13 protein-coding genes are annotated in these 14,791 nt (G+C 65.1%); 6 read left to right on the top strand and 7 right to left on the bottom strand.

The genetic code is table 11. The features are described 5' to 3' along the window. Position 1: 1 nt before the first annotated feature. From ACQUSQ_RS10965 to ACQUSQ_RS10950, 4 genes are all read right to left on the bottom strand, one after another. Entirely contained in the window at positions 2-343 is a 342-nt protein-coding gene (locus tag ACQUSQ_RS10965; protein WP_435069114.1) for a hypothetical protein, read from the bottom strand. Continuing rightward, positions 340-1,482 (bottom strand): aromatic ring-hydroxylating oxygenase subunit alpha, encoded by a 1,143-nt coding sequence (locus ACQUSQ_RS10960; protein WP_435069111.1) that lies wholly within the window; start codon positions 1,480-1,482, stop codon positions 340-342. The genes ACQUSQ_RS10965 and ACQUSQ_RS10960 overlap by 4 nt, the downstream gene beginning before the upstream one ends. 108 nt (positions 1,483-1,590) lie before the next feature. After that, entirely contained in the window at positions 1,591-2,430 is an 840-nt protein-coding gene (locus tag ACQUSQ_RS10955; RefSeq protein WP_435069109.1) for a methylenetetrahydrofolate reductase, read from the bottom strand. A 40-nt stretch (positions 2,431-2,470) separates the two neighbouring features. Beyond that, positions 2,471-3,844, bottom strand: coding sequence for an aminomethyl transferase family protein (locus tag ACQUSQ_RS10950; RefSeq protein WP_435069107.1), 1,374 nt, complete (start codon positions 3,842-3,844; stop codon positions 2,471-2,473). Between the two features lie 151 nt (positions 3,845-3,995). Between ACQUSQ_RS10950 and solA the strand changes: the two genes are divergently transcribed. The 4 genes from solA (at position 3,996) to ACQUSQ_RS10930 (ending at position 10,214) form a co-directional block, all read left to right on the top strand. Beyond that, positions 3,996-5,138 carry an N-methyl-L-tryptophan oxidase gene (gene solA / locus ACQUSQ_RS10945; RefSeq protein ID WP_435069105.1) on the top strand — a complete coding sequence of 381 codons (1,143 nt, stop codon included), beginning with the start codon at positions 3,996-3,998 and terminating at the stop codon, positions 5,136-5,138. 89 nt (positions 5,139-5,227) lie between these two features. Then, positions 5,228-7,783 (top strand): GcvT family protein, encoded by a 2,556-nt coding sequence (locus ACQUSQ_RS10940; protein ID WP_435069103.1) that lies wholly within the window; start codon positions 5,228-5,230, stop codon positions 7,781-7,783. A gap of 189 nt (positions 7,784-7,972) precedes the next feature. After that, on the top strand, positions 7,973-9,724 hold the full coding sequence (locus tag ACQUSQ_RS10935) for a BCCT family transporter (RefSeq protein WP_435069101.1): 1,752 nt from the start codon (positions 7,973-7,975) through the stop codon (positions 9,722-9,724). 43 nt (positions 9,725-9,767) lie between these two features. Beyond that, positions 9,768-10,214, top strand: coding sequence for a hypothetical protein (locus ACQUSQ_RS10930; RefSeq protein ID WP_435069099.1), 447 nt, complete (start codon positions 9,768-9,770; stop codon positions 10,212-10,214). A 31-nt stretch (positions 10,215-10,245) separates the two neighbouring features. On the opposite strand, the gene ACQUSQ_RS10925 is transcribed toward ACQUSQ_RS10930, so the two are convergent. Next, on the bottom strand, positions 10,246-10,686 hold the full coding sequence (locus tag ACQUSQ_RS10925) for a universal stress protein (RefSeq protein ID WP_435069098.1): 441 nt from the start codon (positions 10,684-10,686) through the stop codon (positions 10,246-10,248). 88 nt (positions 10,687-10,774) lie between these two features. Continuing rightward, positions 10,775-11,815 carry a hypothetical protein gene (locus ACQUSQ_RS10920; RefSeq protein ID WP_435069096.1) on the bottom strand — a complete coding sequence of 347 codons (1,041 nt, stop codon included), beginning with the start codon at positions 11,813-11,815 and terminating at the stop codon, positions 10,775-10,777. 143 nt (positions 11,816-11,958) lie between these two features. On the opposite strand from ACQUSQ_RS10920, the gene ACQUSQ_RS10915 reads away from it, so the two are divergent. Next, on the top strand, positions 11,959-13,527 hold the full coding sequence (locus tag ACQUSQ_RS10915; protein ID WP_435069094.1) for a spermidine synthase: 1,569 nt from the start codon (positions 11,959-11,961) through the stop codon (positions 13,525-13,527). Between the two features lie 120 nt (positions 13,528-13,647). Here the strand turns inward: ACQUSQ_RS10915 and ACQUSQ_RS10910 are convergent, their stop codons facing one another. After that, positions 13,648-13,842, bottom strand: coding sequence for a cold-shock protein (locus ACQUSQ_RS10910; RefSeq protein WP_049937282.1), 195 nt, complete (start codon positions 13,840-13,842; stop codon positions 13,648-13,650). A 221-nt stretch (positions 13,843-14,063) separates the two neighbouring features. Here ACQUSQ_RS10910 and ACQUSQ_RS10905 point away from each other — a divergent pair, with 221 nt between their 5' ends. Further along, on the top strand, positions 14,064-14,789 hold the full coding sequence (locus ACQUSQ_RS10905) for a hypothetical protein (RefSeq protein WP_435069090.1): 726 nt from the start codon (positions 14,064-14,066) through the stop codon (positions 14,787-14,789). The last annotated feature ends 2 nt before the right edge of the window (positions 14,790-14,791 follow it).

Here is a 14,791-nt window from a genome sequence, read left to right as displayed (position 1 = left end):
GCTACACCGCGGACACGTAGTCGTCCTGTGGCTCCCAGAGCGCGCCCCGCATCCGATGGTCGTACACGGCGTCGAGCGTTTCGCCGACCGTCCACCCGAACTCGCTCATGGCGGCGCTGAGTGCGCCGAGCGAGACGCCCTCGTCGGGGTCCGAAACGAGACTCGCCACCGCCGACGGGACGTCCTTGCTCGCCCCGTCGAAGTCGTCCGGCGTCTCCGTCCACGTCACGTCGTGGCCGGTCACCGAGTTGTGACGCCGGTAGAAGCGGACGATTTCGTTCGGGTCTCTCGCCGTCCGCTCCTCGTCGCACTCGACGCAGGTGGCGACGAACGACGACGTCACGCCTCGTACGCCTCCTGCACGAGCCGGTGGAACCGGTGGAGCGTGTGCTCGTTGGGGCCGAGTTGTGCCTGTGCGAGCGCTCCCGAGCGAAGCCCGTCGTACTGGCGCTCGACGAGTTCGAAGTCCTCTTCCTGCAGTTGGCGGCTGGTGCGGACGAACTCCTCTTCCTCCTCGCTCAGGTCGGGGTCGGCGAAGTAGTAGTCCGCGATTAGCTGGAAGCGCTCCTCGTCGATGGGGTCGATGATGTACGTCCCGTAGCCGTCCGCGGTGCCGTACATGTTGACCGTGAAGTTGGGCCAGAAGTAGTGGAACTGCGCCTCGTGTTCGTCGTGGATGCGGAGTTCGTCCTCGACGTCCTCCTCGTGGGTGTAGTGAAGCACCCAGTGGTAGTCGTTGACTTCGAGTTCGGACTCGTCGAGCTGGATGCCCTTTATCCAGTCCTGATGATTCGCCTGACAGTGGTCACATTCGGAGTAGTTGCCCGCGAACGTCTTCCAGTTGCATTCGACCTCCGAGACGTAGCGTCGCGCGTGTTCGTACTCTCCCAGCGGGAGCGATTCGAGGCGCGTCTTCATCTTGCCCGCCTGCTCGTCCAGCGAAACCGGTGGGTCGTCGGAGAAGTTGAGGAAGACGAGCGGGCCGATGTTGTCGGTCTGGACTTCGAGCAGTCCGTTCTCGTCTGGGTCGAGTCCGGACACCTCGTCGTCGTCGAGGTCAGGGTTGAGACTCGCCTCCTCGAAGCTCTTGGGCGTGCTCCGCAGACTGCCGTCCAGGTCGTAGGTCCAGAGGTGGTACGGACACTGGATGCGACCCATGTTGTCGGGGTCGCTCATCGGCGTCTCCTCGACCATCTTCGAGCCGCGGTGGGCACAGACGTTGTAGAACACGCGGACCTCACCCTCCTTGTCGCGAGCGACGATGACCTGCCGGTCACCGATGGTGCGCGTGAAGTAATCGCCCGCCTCGGGAATGCAGTTCGCGTGGCCCGCATAGAGCCAGTAATCCTCGAAAATCGTCTCTTTCTCCAACTCCCATATCTCGGGGTCGGTGAAGCAGTCTGCGGGAAGTGCGTTCGTCTCGTCCGTGATGTCCGGACTCACAGCGCTCGTTTCGTCAACTCCGTTCGTCCACCGGGTCATGTTAATTCATGCCTCACGGATGGGGCATAAGCATAAGTCCGTCTCAATTGAGGTATTTATATAATTCGGGCAGAAAGGCGGCGAAACTGAGGTGTACGAACAGTTTTGTCACTCGCCCAGCCGCTCCCGACGCCACGCCTCGGTGTCGCTCACCTGATTGAACGTGTAGATGTGCAGGCCCCGAACGTCGTACTCCGAGGCGTAGGGCACGAGGCCGTCGACGAGGTTGTCGGGGGTGTACGTCCCGCGCGACCCGACGAGTTGGCGCAGGAAGCCGAGGACGCCGCTCGTCTTCCGAAGGAATCGGATGGAGTCGCCGACGCCCACCTTCTGCGAGATGTTCAGGAGGCGCTGGTACTTCATGACGCCGGGGATGCCCACCTCGACGGGGAGGTCGATGCCGCGGTCACGGACCCCTTCAATCCAGTCGCCGATGGCGTCGGGGTCGTAACAGAGCTGAGTCGTGATGTAGGTGGCGTGGGGCGCTTTCCGTGCCATCGCCTCGGCGAGCGTGGCGTCGTCGAGGAAGTCGTGACCCTCCGGGTAGCCGGTAATACCCACCTCCTCGAACTCGTGGCCGAGACGGTCGAGCGCCGTGAGGAGTTGGTACGCCGATTCGAACTCCCCCACCGGTTCCTCGCGGTCACCGCCGGGGACGAAGATGTCGGTCACGCCCGCCTCGGTGAGGCGGGTGGCCACCTCGTCGAGGTGGTCGTCGTCGCGGACGTATCGCGCCGCGACGTGAGGAACCGGCTCGTAGTCGCGGGCCGCGGCTCGCTCGCTCCACTCGACCGTCGCGTCGAGGCCGAGTTGTGGCGAGGCCGTCACAGCAATCGTCGCGCCGTCCGGAAGCTGTTCCATCTGCTCCTCGAAGCTGTCGAACGGCATCAGCTCGAAGCGTGGGTCGCGGAGCAGGCTCGTCGCGTCGGCGTGGGTGCTACGTGACATGAGAGTGGCCGGCGTACGACGCCGTAGTGGGCGGGTTGGGTTACTCCTTCCGGGCGTTCAGCTTCGCCTGTTCCCGTGCGCTCGGGTTCACCGACTCCTTGAACGGCACCTCCGCAACCGTCGCGTACGCCGGTTCGCCCGCCTCCGTCGCGTACTCGTCGGGTAGGTGGACCGCAAACTCTAGGTCCAAATCCTCCTCGTAGATTTCGTCGTTGAGCAGGGCGTCGCTCTCGGCTTGCAGTTTCTCCGCCGGCACGAACCCGAGGCCGATGTTCGTCTCCAAGTCCGGGTTCCACCACGGCGACGTCATGTAGCCACACTCCGTGCCCGTCTCGGGGTCGGAGATAATCCAGAAGTCGGGCGCGTAGTCCCGAATCGGTTCGCCCGCGATTTTCAGTCCCACGAGCTTCAGGTTGAAGGGGTACTCGCCGCCTTCTATCAGCTCTTTCTGTCGTTCGAGTTCTTCCTTGCCGATGTAATCGGCATCCTTGTCGTCGGGGACCTGATACCCGAGATTCACTTGGAACGGCGACGTCTCGTGGTCCATATCCTGCCCCCACGAGAGGATTCCGGCGGCGATGCGGCGGTGGTGGCCCGGCGCAATCTGTCGCCCCCCGTGGTCTTTGACCGACGCCATCACGGGGTCCCAGACGCGCTCGGCGTTCTTGCTCGCGTCTTTGACGTAGATTTCGAAGCCCTTCTCGCCGGAGAAGCCGGTCTGACTCACCAGCACGTCACATCCGTTTATCTCCGCGTCCAGCAACCCGTAGTAGGGGATGTCGCTCACCTCCTCGCCGACGACGTCGACCATCACGTCCTCAGAAAGTGGCCCCTGAATCTGCATCGGCGCCACGTCGATTTCGTCGATGTCGACGTCGAAGTCCGTCCCGACGGCGACGCCCTGCAGCCACTGCATGAGCGTCGAATCCGAAATCGAGAACCAGAACTCGTCCTCCGCGACCCGCAGGAGAATCGGGTCGTTCAGGATGCCGCCGTCCTCGTTACAGAGGATAACGTACTTGCCGTGCATCGGCTCGATATCCGTCGCGTCTCGCGTGATGACGTAGTTCGTGAGCGCTTCGGCGTCGGGGCCTCGGACGCGAATCTGTCGCTCGACGGCGACGTCCCAGAGTGTCACGCTCTCGGTCAGCGCCTCGTACTCAGCCATCGCGCCGCCGTCCTCCGGTTCGACGAGGCCACGGGGGTGGTAAATTCGGTTGTAGACGGTACAGCGCCACGCACCCTCCTCGTTGAACGACTTGTGGAAGAACGGCGACTTCCGCACGCGCGTCGAGACGAGCATCTCGATGCCCGGGTCGCCGGTCTGTCGCAGGTTCCGGGGCAGCGTCCGGTCCGACTGGTCTATCTCCGGGTGGTTCGGGTGGTCGTCGGGGGTTGGGGAATCGTTCGCCATCAACAATGATAGTTGGTTTACATATCCATAAACGTCGACCACAGCTATCTCAGGTGTATAAGTCAGATGGCGGAAATCCCGCGCGTGGGCGCCCGTAACGCCGGTTGCTGGCGTCCAAAGCATCAAAACCCTCCCCGTCAAACGGGGCGGTATGAGTCATCGTGACGAGCGACGTGACGTCATCGTCGTCGGCGTCGGCGGCATGGGAAGTGCAACCGCGTACCACCTCGCCTCTCGCGGGGTGGACGTCCTCGGGTTGGAGCGATTCGACATCCCGCACACGCAAGGCTCCTCCCACGGCATCACGCGCATCATCCGCCGGGCGTACTACGAACACCCCTCTTACATCCCGCTGATAGAGCGGGCGTACGACCTCTGGGACGAACTCGCCGAGGAGACGGGCCGGGAGGTCATCCACCGAACCGGCTCAATCGACGCCGGCCCGCAGGGCAACGTCGTCTTCGAGGGGTCGCGACGCTCCTGTGAGGAACACGACATCCCACACGAGGTGCTGACGGGCGCGGAACTGAACGAGCGGTTCCCCGGCTACAACCTCCCCGACGACTACCGCGCGCTCTATCAGGAGGACGGCGGCTTCGTCGTCCCCGAACAGTCCATCGTCGGCCACACCGAGGCGGCGCAGGCGGCGGGCGCCGAAATCCGCGCTCGGGAGGGGGTCCACGACTGGGCGCCCACGCCCGACGGCGGCGTTCGGGTCTGGACCGGGACGGACACGTACGAGGCCGACCGCCTCGTCCTCGCGGCCGGCGCGTGGAACTACAAACTCGCCGACGCGCTCGACGGCCTCGCCGTCCCCGAGCGACAGGTGCTCGCGTGGTTCCAGCCCGACACGCCCGAACTGTTCGAACCCGACTCGCTCCCCGTGTGGAACATCGCCGTCCCCGAGGGGCGGTTCTACGGCCTCCCCATCTACGACGTCCCCGGCTTCAAACTGGGCAAGTACCACCACCTCGGCGAGGCGGTCAACCCCGACAGCTACGACACCGAACCCAACGACGCCGACGAGGTGCTGCTCCGTGACTTCACCGAGAAATACTTCCCGAAGGCGGCCGGGCCGACGATGCGACTCGCCACCTGTATGTTCACCAACTCCCCCGACGAGCATTTCATCCTCGACCAGTTGCCCGAGCATCCGCAGGTGGTCGTCGGCGCCGGCTTCTCCGGCCACGGCTTCAAGTTCGCGACGGTCATCGGCGAAATCCTCGCCGACCTCGCCGCCGACGGCGAGACGGACCACCCCATCGATATGTTCAGTCTCGACCGCTTCGAGTGAGCGATTCGGCGGCTTTTGACGCGCCTCGTTTAAACACCACAGGTGAGCAACCTAGGGGCTTTTGCATCGGTCGGCGAGATACTTCCCCCATGAGTGCCGATAGCACACTCCCGTCGTCCGCGGCAACCGTCGTCGTCGGAGCCGGGGCCGTCGGGTGTAGCGTCGCCTACCACCTCTCCGAGTTAGGGGCCGAGGACATCGTCGTCGTCGACCAAGGACCGCTCCCGGTCACGGGCGGGTCGTCGACTCACGCCCCGGGCATCATGTTCCAAACGTCGCCGTCGAAACTGATGACGAAGACGGCTCACTACACGTCGCGGCTCCTCTCCGACGCCGGCGTCTACGACGAAGTCGGTGGTATCGAAGTCGCTCGCTCCGAGGAGCGCATGGACTTCCTCCAGCGACGGGTCGAACACGCGACGGCGTACGGCCTCCCCGACCCTCAACTCCTCTCGCCTGCGGAGGTGGCCGACTACCTGCCCCTCGTCGACGAGGACGAAATCCTCGGCGGCTACTACTCGCCGACCGACGGGCGGGTGGACGGCGTCGCCGCCCTCCAGTGGTACATCGAGCAGTCCGACGCCGACTTCTACGGCCACACCACTGTGACGGACCTCGACGTCTCGGGCGGCGAAATCACCGCCGTCGAAACCGACCGCGGGCGCATCGAGTGTGGGCGCTGTGTCCTCGCCACCAACAACTGGGGGTATCAGACCGGCCAGATGGCGGGACTCGACCTTCCCATCGCCCCCGTTCAGCACCAGTACGCCGTCACCGAACCCCTCGACGAACTGGCGGGGGAGGCGGTCGCGCCCCGCGTCGACACCGCGGACATGGACGTGCCCGGCGACCACAGCATCGCCGACGCCATGAGCCAACCTCCCTCTCGCCCGGTGGGTCGCGACCAGGACCACTCGCTTTACTTCCGCACCCACGGCGACGCCCTCGGTCTCGGGTCGTACAACCACGAGGCGCTGACCGTCGACCCCCGGAAGATGGGGACGAACACCGAGAAGCGGCAGGCGTCGGTCCGGGACTTCACGGACGACCACTGGGAGCGCGCCACCCACCCCGACCGCGACACCTCGCCCAAGCGAGCGTTCGAGGAACTGCTCCCGGTCACCGCGGAGACGAACCTCGAAACGCGAGAGAACGGCATCTTCGTGTTCACGCCCGACGGGATGCCCGTCCTCGGCGAACCGGAGGCGGTGGACGACCTGTGGACGGCGCTCGCCATTTGGTGGACTCACTCCGGAGGGTACGGCAAGGTTCTCGCCGAGTGGATGGAGACGGGAACCCCGAAACTCCCCTCCGGTCCCGTCGAGGTGGGCGGGATTCACGTCGACCGCTTCGAGCCTCACGCCGGCAGTCCGGACTACTTCGTCGACCGGGGGGCAACCCGGTATCGGCAGGTGTACAGCATCGTCGAACCGGGGTGGCAGCCGGACGACCACCGGACGCTCCGGCGGAGCCCGTTCTATCACCACCAGCAGGACCTCGGCGCGGAGTTCTACCAGTCCGGCGGCTGGGAGACGCCGCAGTGGTACGAGTCCAACGCCGACTTGGTCGACCGCTACGCCGACCGCATCCCGGAGCAGGAGGGCTGGCAGGGGGTGAATCGCTCGCCCATCGAGGGCGCCGAACACCTCCACACCCGCGAACACGTCTCGATGTACGACATGACGTCGTTCAGTTCCATCGTCGTCGAGGGCGACGACGCCGCGGCGTTCCTCCAGCGGATGTGTACGAACGACGTCGACATCGACCCCGGACGGGTTCGCTACTCCCTGCTCTGTAACGAGGGTGGCACCGTCCTCGGCGACGTGACCGTCGTTCGCCTCGCGCCCGACGAGTTCGTCGTGACGACCGGCGGCGGCAACTCGCCGGGGATTCACGGCGGCTGGCTGCAGAAACACGCGCCCGAGACGGTGTCGGTCACCGTCGAGGAGGGGTCGCGGGCGACGGTCGGTCTGTGGGGGCCGAAGTCCCGGCTCCTCCTCCAGCGCGTGACGGACGCCGACGTCACTGCCGAATCGTTCCCCTACTTCAGCGCGAAGCAACTCTACGTCGGCGACGTGCCCGTCCTCGCGCTCCGCGTGTCGTACGTGGGCGAACTCGGCTGGGAACTGTGGGCGCCGACGGAGTACGGCGGCCGTCTCTGGGAGACGCTGTGGGAGGCGGGGCAGGACCTCGACGTGCGTCCGATGGGCGGTGGCGCGCTCGAATCGATGCGGTTGGAGAAGGGGTACCGGCTCTGGGGGACCGACCTCGACACCGACAGCGACCCCTTCGCCGCCGGCCTCTCCTTTGCCGTCGACATGGACACCGACTTCGTCGGCCGGGACGCACTCGTCGACATCCAGCAGGAAGGCCCCGACACCAAACTCGTCCCGATGACGCTCGACGACTCCTCGGACGCCGTTCTCGGCGGGCGCCCCGTCCTCTCGGACGGGTCGGCGCTCGGCTACGTCGTCGCCGGCGACTACGGCTACAGCATCGGCGAGTCAATCGCCTACGCCTACCTGCCCACCGAGTACGCGGAGGCGGGCACCGCCGTCCAGATTCGCTGTGAGGGAGAGACGTACGACGCGACGGTACGCGACGAACCGCTGTTCGACCCCGGCCGGTCGAAAATATTGCGATAAGCTGACACCAAACTTTATTTGAAACAATGAGTAGAACTATGTGTCCCTCTGTCACGGGCATCGGTACCGATGCACGTGGCAATGGTAACTCGCCTCGCAGTGCGCGACCAGCGGCCGCAAACCGACCAACAGATACGCACATGATACACCGACATCGACCTATCGATCATCGGCGGATGGGGGTATGGCATGGCTGATTCAGACGAGCGGTCCGGCGAGATGTCCGAGGGACTGCAGGTGGACCTGTTCCACCCCGAGTCCGACCGCGAACCCGGCGATACCAACATTCAGGCGCTGGGCTTTGACATCCATCCGGTCGTCTTCCCGGTGGCGCTGGTGCTAATCGGGCTGTTCATCGGCGTTACGCTGCTTCTCGGCGAGCAGGCCTCGTCGGTGTACACTGGCCTGTTCAACTTCATCGGGGACAACTTCGGCTGGTTCTACCTCCTGTCGGTGAACCTCTTTATCCTCGTGCTCCTGTACTTCGCGTTCAGCAAGTACGGCAAAATCAAGATTGGCGGCGTCGAGGCCGAGAAGGAGTTCAGCGACTTCTCGTGGATGGCCATGCTGTTCAGCGCCGGCATGGGTATCGGTCTCATGTTCTTCAGCGTCTCCGAACCGCTGTACTACTTCCAGAACGTCCCCGGCTTCTGGTCGGCCCAGCCCGAAACTGGCGCGGCGGGCTCTGCGGCCATGGCCCAGACGTTCTTCCACTGGGGGCTTCACCCGTGGGCGATTTACGGCCTCGTCGGCCTCGGCCTCGCGTTCTTCTCGTTCAACCGGGGCCTGCCGCTGACGTTCCGGTCTATCTTCTGGCCCCTGCTCGGTGACCGAATCTACGGCTGGCCGGGCCACATCATCGACCTCGTGACGGTGTTCGCGACGCTGTTCGGTCTCGCGACGTCGCTCGGTCTCGGCGTCGCACAGATTAACACCGGCCTCTCCTACGTCGGCGGCGACCTGCTTGGCGTGGCCTCCGTCCCCACCAACTCCGCCGTCCAAGTGGCTCTCATCGCGGTCATCACGCTCATCGCGACGCTCTCCGTCGCCGCCGGTCTCGACGGCGGCGTCAAGCGCCTGAGCACCATCAATCTCTATCTGATGTTCGCGCTCCTCGGCTTCCTGCTCATCGTGGGGCCGACCGTGTTCATCCTCGGCACGTGGGTCGAAGGCCTCGGTGCCTACCTCAACAACATCGTCGCACTCGGGTTCTTCCGTGGCGCGCTCGCGCCCGGCGGTGGCACCGTCACCGCGTGGACCGTCTTCTACTGGGGCTGGTGGATAGCGTGGTCGCCCTTCGTCGGGATGTTCATCGCCCGCATCTCGAAGGGGCGGACCGTCCGCGAGTTCGTCATGGGCGTGCTGGTGTTGCCCGCGCTGTTCTCGACCATCTGGCTCTCGACGTTCGGCGGGAGCGCCCTCTTCAACTCGATTCAGGGCAACGGCGCGGCGCTCGCGACGTACAACGAGGTCGGCCAGACCGTCGCCATGTTCGCCATGCTCGAACAGTTCCCGCTCGGGGCGCTATCGGGTATTCTGGCGACGCTACTCGTCGTCACCTTCTTCGTCACGTCCTCCGACTCGGGGTCGCTCGTCATCGACCACCTGACCTCCGGCGGGAAACACGACGTGCCCCGCGCCCAGCGCATCTTCTGGGCGCTCATCGAGGGTCTCGTCGCCGCCATCCTGCTCTGGGGCGGCGGGCTGACCGCGCTCCAGACGGCCGCCATCACGACCGGCCTCCCATTCGCCGTCATCCTCTGTCTGATGTGTTACACCGTCTATCTCGGCCTCAGCAACGAGTACGAAATCCTCGAATCGGAGGAGTTCGCCGAATCCATCGAGGAACTCTCCGACGACGAGAACGTCGACGTCGTGACCGCGGGCGACGAGATGGTGACCGACATCAAAGAGAGCGACGACCCCGCGAGCAGCGACTGACCCGGCCCGACGATTTATGCGGATTCCCCACCCATAACTGCGCGTGGCCGACCAGTCGCGCGGCTTCGTCCGAGCGCTCGGCGCCGCGACCGGGCACGTCCTCGCGTCGCTCAGATGGCTCGGGACGCGCCTCGTCGCACCCCTCCGGACCGGCGACGGCCCAAACGAGTTCCGCCTGTCGAGCGTCGAGACGCACACGACGACCATCGACGGCGACACCGGGTGGGCCCACCGCCCGCCTGCGACGCTCCGGTGTCCCGAGTGCGGCGACGAGATTCTGCAGGCCGACTCCAGCGCACCTATCGACTGCCCTCGCTGTCGCGTCGACCTGCCGGCAGACCGATTCACCGACCTCGACCTCCTCGCGCTCACTTGCCCCGTCTGTCGGTCAGGGATGCAGTACGGACGGCGCCATCCCGAGTTCGGCGTCCCCGAGTGGGCGAACTGTCCGAACTGCCAGTATCACTGGGAGTTCAAACACTCCTACTAGAACGGAGAGCCGGTGTGCACGTCTCTCGACGCTACTCGTTCATCTTCTGGCGGACCGTAATCACCGGCACCTCGGCGGTGCGGACCACTTTCTCCGCCGTACTCCCGAGAATCGCGCGGAACTTCCCGCGGTACGCGCTCCCGAGGACGATAGCGTCGATATCCTCCGATTTGGCGTAGTCGACGATTTCCTCGCCGGGCGAGCCGCTTCGAATCGCCGTGACACACTCGACGCCCTCCTCGGACGCCATCTCACAGAGGTCCTCGGTGACCTCCTCCCCGTACTCGCGGTAGCGCTCGCGCATCTCGTCCTCGTCGTCCCGGAGATACACCGTCCGCGGAGCGCCCGGTAAGTCGATGACATAGAGCGCGTGGACCGTCGCGTCACACGTCGCTGCGAGGCCGATACCGTGGTTGGCCCCCTTCATCGCCTCGTCGCTCCCGTCGAACGGAATTAGAATGTTATCGTACATCGCGTCGGGCCGTACCAGTCGTTCGACTGACGAGAGCAAATAAGTTGGGGCAAAGACCCGGTCAGCGGGAGACGGCTACGCTGGCCCCTCACTCGTCCGGCTCCGGGAACGACCAGTCCGCGAAGGGCGCTTTCACGAGGGTATCCTCCTCGAAGGTGAGGTGGATGAACGGCTGGGTGTGACCGTTCGGAAGCTGATATGCCGTGTTGACCGCCTCGTGGATGGGGCCGTCCGGGCCGACGGTGATTGGCGGCACTATCAGCTGAGTGTGGTGGGCCTGCCCGCTGAACGTCTCCGACGGCGCGAGCGGCATCTCCGACTGCAGCGCGAGCGACTCGTCCGACTTTCGCATGTTCCCAATCGTCATCGCGTGGATGACTTTGTTCTCGTCGACAACGTCGCCCTCGACGACCACGTCACAGAGCCCCCAGAATGCCGCGTACGTGTAGACCCGGGGCAACAGCGGCGACTCCGTCCTCGTGGTGCCGTGAATCCACGTATCCGTGACGACGCCCCCGCCCGTCTCCCACGTCGGTATCGGTGGCTGGATGGTGTGATGGATATCGAGCGTGTAGCGGTTGCCGTCGGGGTCCGTGAACTCGACGTCGAACGACACCTCGTCGGGCGACTCGCCGTACTCAGACGGGAGGTCGTAGGGGCGCCGGTCTCGATATCTCGCCTCCATCTCTCCCGACACCCGGACCACGTCGTCGCTGAACGGCGTCGGCACTGCCGTCTGCGTGTACGCCGACTCGTCATCGGTCGTCTCCCGCGCTTCCGGTGGAAGCCCGACCAGAATGGGTACTTCCTCGAGTAGCGTCGCGACCGGGCCGTCGTCGAGTAAGTCGAGAATCGGCGCGACTGTCGCGCGCGGGCGCTCCGGCGTCCCGAAGACCGTCGGGTCGATTCGTCGCGGCCCCGGCAACGACCAGTGGACGACGCCCTCGGTCTGCCGGGCGATTACGTCCACGCCGGCGTTGCTCTCGCCCCCGCCGCGGCCGCGACCCGCGTCGCTCTGAGCGACTGCCCGCCCCCCGAAGGCGGCGGCGACGCCACCCGCACCGATAGCTTGCAGGACTCGCCGTCTGTCACACGCTCCGTCGACCGAGTCGCTCGACTCGTCGAACATACCAAAAAATAATGTTGTTATTTCGATTAGTGTTCTCACGAACATGTTCCTGAATGGGTTCGTCGTCGGCTGGGTCGAGTCGAGATATCACCACCTCTCACAGCCGGCAGCGTTAACCGAACGCTGACCCCAGTGCCGACCGAATGTCGACGTTCCGCTCGCGGATGGCGTGGCGCCCCTCCGACCCCGGCCTCGCGGTGTTCGTCTCCGGCGTGGCCAGCATGGGCCTCGAAATCCTCGCGGGCCGCATCGTCGCGCCGCAGTTCGGAAGCAGTATCTACACGTGGGGCAGCATCATCGCCGTCTTCCTCGCGGCGCTGAGTCTCGGCTACCACTTCGGCGGGAAGCGCGCGACCCGGCGCGCGACCGACGAGCGCCTCGCGTGGCTCCTCATCGGGACGGCGGCCTACGTCGCACTCGTCGTCTTCGCCGCCGATATGATGCTCTCGATGGCCGGCGCCGTCCCGCTTCCCAGCCGGTTCGCCTCGCTCCCGGCGGTGACCCTGCTGTTCGGGCCGCCGACCTACCTCCTCGGGTTCGTCAGCCCCTACGCCGCCCAGCTCACCGACCGCGAGGGGGTCGGCGAAGCCTCCGGTCACGTCTACGCCGTCGGCACCGTCGGCAGCATCGTCGGCGCGTTCGGAACGACCTTCTTCCTGATTCCCTCCTTCGGCGTCGAATCCATCGGCGTCGGCTTCGGCCTCCTGCTCGTCGGCACCGCGCTCTGGCTCGTCCGCGACGCCAAGTGGCACGGCCCGCCGCTCACGGGCGTCGCCGTTGCCGTCCTCGTCGTCGCCGCGGGCTTCAGCGGCGCCTTCGGCGTCTCCGCCGGCGGCCACGTCCTCTATCACACCCAGACGCCGTATCAGGAACTCGAAGTCACACAGGTCGGTGACGTGCGGACGCTGTATCTCGACGGCCAACCCCACAGCGCGATGGACGTCACCGAGCCGAACCGCCACGTCTTCGAGTACACTCGCTCCTTCCATCTCCCGTTGCTCATGACGGAGGACGTGGACCGGGTGCTGTTCGTCGGCGGCGGCGGCTTCACCGGCCCGAAACACTTCGCCGACGCCTACAACGTCACTGTGGATGTCGCCGAACTCGACCCCGAAGTGATTCGGACGTCGAAGGAGTATTTCGGCCTCGAAGAGTCTCCGAACCTGAACGTCTACAACACCGGTGGGCGGCAGTTCCTTCAGGAGACCAACCGCACCTACGACCTGATAATCCTCGACGCGTACAAGAAAGACAAGGTACCCTTCCAGTTGACCACCGTCGAATTCATGCGCCTCGCCGAGTCACGACTCGACGACGACGGCGTCCTCTTCGCCAACCTAATCTCCGCGCCCAGCGGCCCCGCTTCCGAGTTCTACCGCGCCGAGTACGCGACGATGGCGGAGGTGTACCCGCAGGTCTACACCTTCCCGACGGCACAGGACGGCGTCGTCCAGAACATCGAGGTGGTCGCCACGAAGCGGTCGGACCGACTCTCGCCCGCCGAGTTACGGCGCCGGAACGAGCGCCGCGACATCGGTATCGACCTCAGTCCCGAGATAGCGTCGTACCGACAGCCGCCACCGACCGACGACGTGCCGGTGCTTCGCGACGATAGAGCGCCCGTCGATGACCTCCTCGACCCGATGGTCGGCCAGCGATACGTAATTCAGCGCACGGGCGCGAACGACACCGCTGCCGAGCGAGGGACGTAGGCGTCGGCGGGCGAGACCCGTCGCTCACACGTCGAAAACGTAGTGTCGCCCGCGCCGGTCGCGAGGAGACACGAAAAACGTTGGTGCAGTCCGTCGCCTCAGGCGACGGGCAACTCCTATTTAAACGCGAACGACGTTCGTCGCGCGCGGGCCCTTGGGGGCCTGTTCGATGTCGAACTCGATTTCGGTGCCTTCCGTCAGATCCTCACCACCAACGTCCTCCATGTGGAAGAAAACGTCGTCGTCAGCATCCTCAGTCTCGATGAAACCGTAACCGCCTGTGTCGTTGAAGAAATCAACCTTACCGTTTGCCATTGCAATTACACAAACTCCGAGTACACGGTTAAGGGTTGCCATCTGTTTTCTCTATCGGCTAGTTGGAAGAACGAACGATTCGACATCTGGGGTTTTTCTTTCTAATCGTGCCATTGTATCGATTATTCGCTAGTTCGATGCCCAAACCGACACGTGAGGGCGATACTTTCGCTGGGTACGAACACACCGGCTTTCTTCACCCGCCGGCGTGAGCAGCGGGCATGTCACGCGCCGAGGACCTCGACCGCTTCTACGACTTGCTCGCCGACCTCGACGAGCGCGTCGGCGGGGCGCGAGCGCTCAAGGACTGCACTGGCTACATGGACTGGCCCGACCGCGGCGTCTACTTCCTGCTCGAACCCGGCGAGACACACGCGCCCGGCCAGCACCGCGTCACTCGCGTCGGCACGCACGCCGTCTCGGCGGGGAGTAGCACGTCGCTCTGGGACCGACTCAAACAGCACTTCGGCACCGGCAGCCGAAGCGCCGACCACCCACACGGCGGCAACCACCGCGGCTCCGTCTATCGCAAGCGCGTCGGCGAGGCGCTCATCGAGAAACACGCGCTCCACGACGACTACCCCGACTGGGACGCGCGCTGGGCGGCCATCGAGCGCGACCGGGACGACGTTCGCGACGAGGAGTATCTCCTCGAACGGCGCGTGAGCGCCTACCTCCGCGAACAGCGCGTCCTCTGGATAGCCATCGACGACGAACCGGGGACCGACAGCGACCGGGCGGTCGTCGAGCGAAACGCTATCGCGCTGCTCAGCAACGTCGACACCCCCGCTATCGACGCCCGAGCGGACGACTGGCTCGGCCACCACAGTCGCAGCCCACAGATTCGCCGGTCCGGACTGTGGAACGTGAACCACACCGAGGAGTCGTACGACCCCGACTTTCTGTCGCGTCTGGAAACCGCCATCGCCGAGACGGCTTCGGCGTGAAT

The sequence above is a fragment of the Haloplanus sp. C73 genome, assembly GCF_051195115.1.
Classification (GTDB): domain Archaea; phylum Halobacteriota; class Halobacteria; order Halobacteriales; family Haloferacaceae; genus Haloplanus.
Note: the sequence above shows the minus strand (reverse complement) of the source record. Positions and strands in the feature narration are given on the sequence as shown.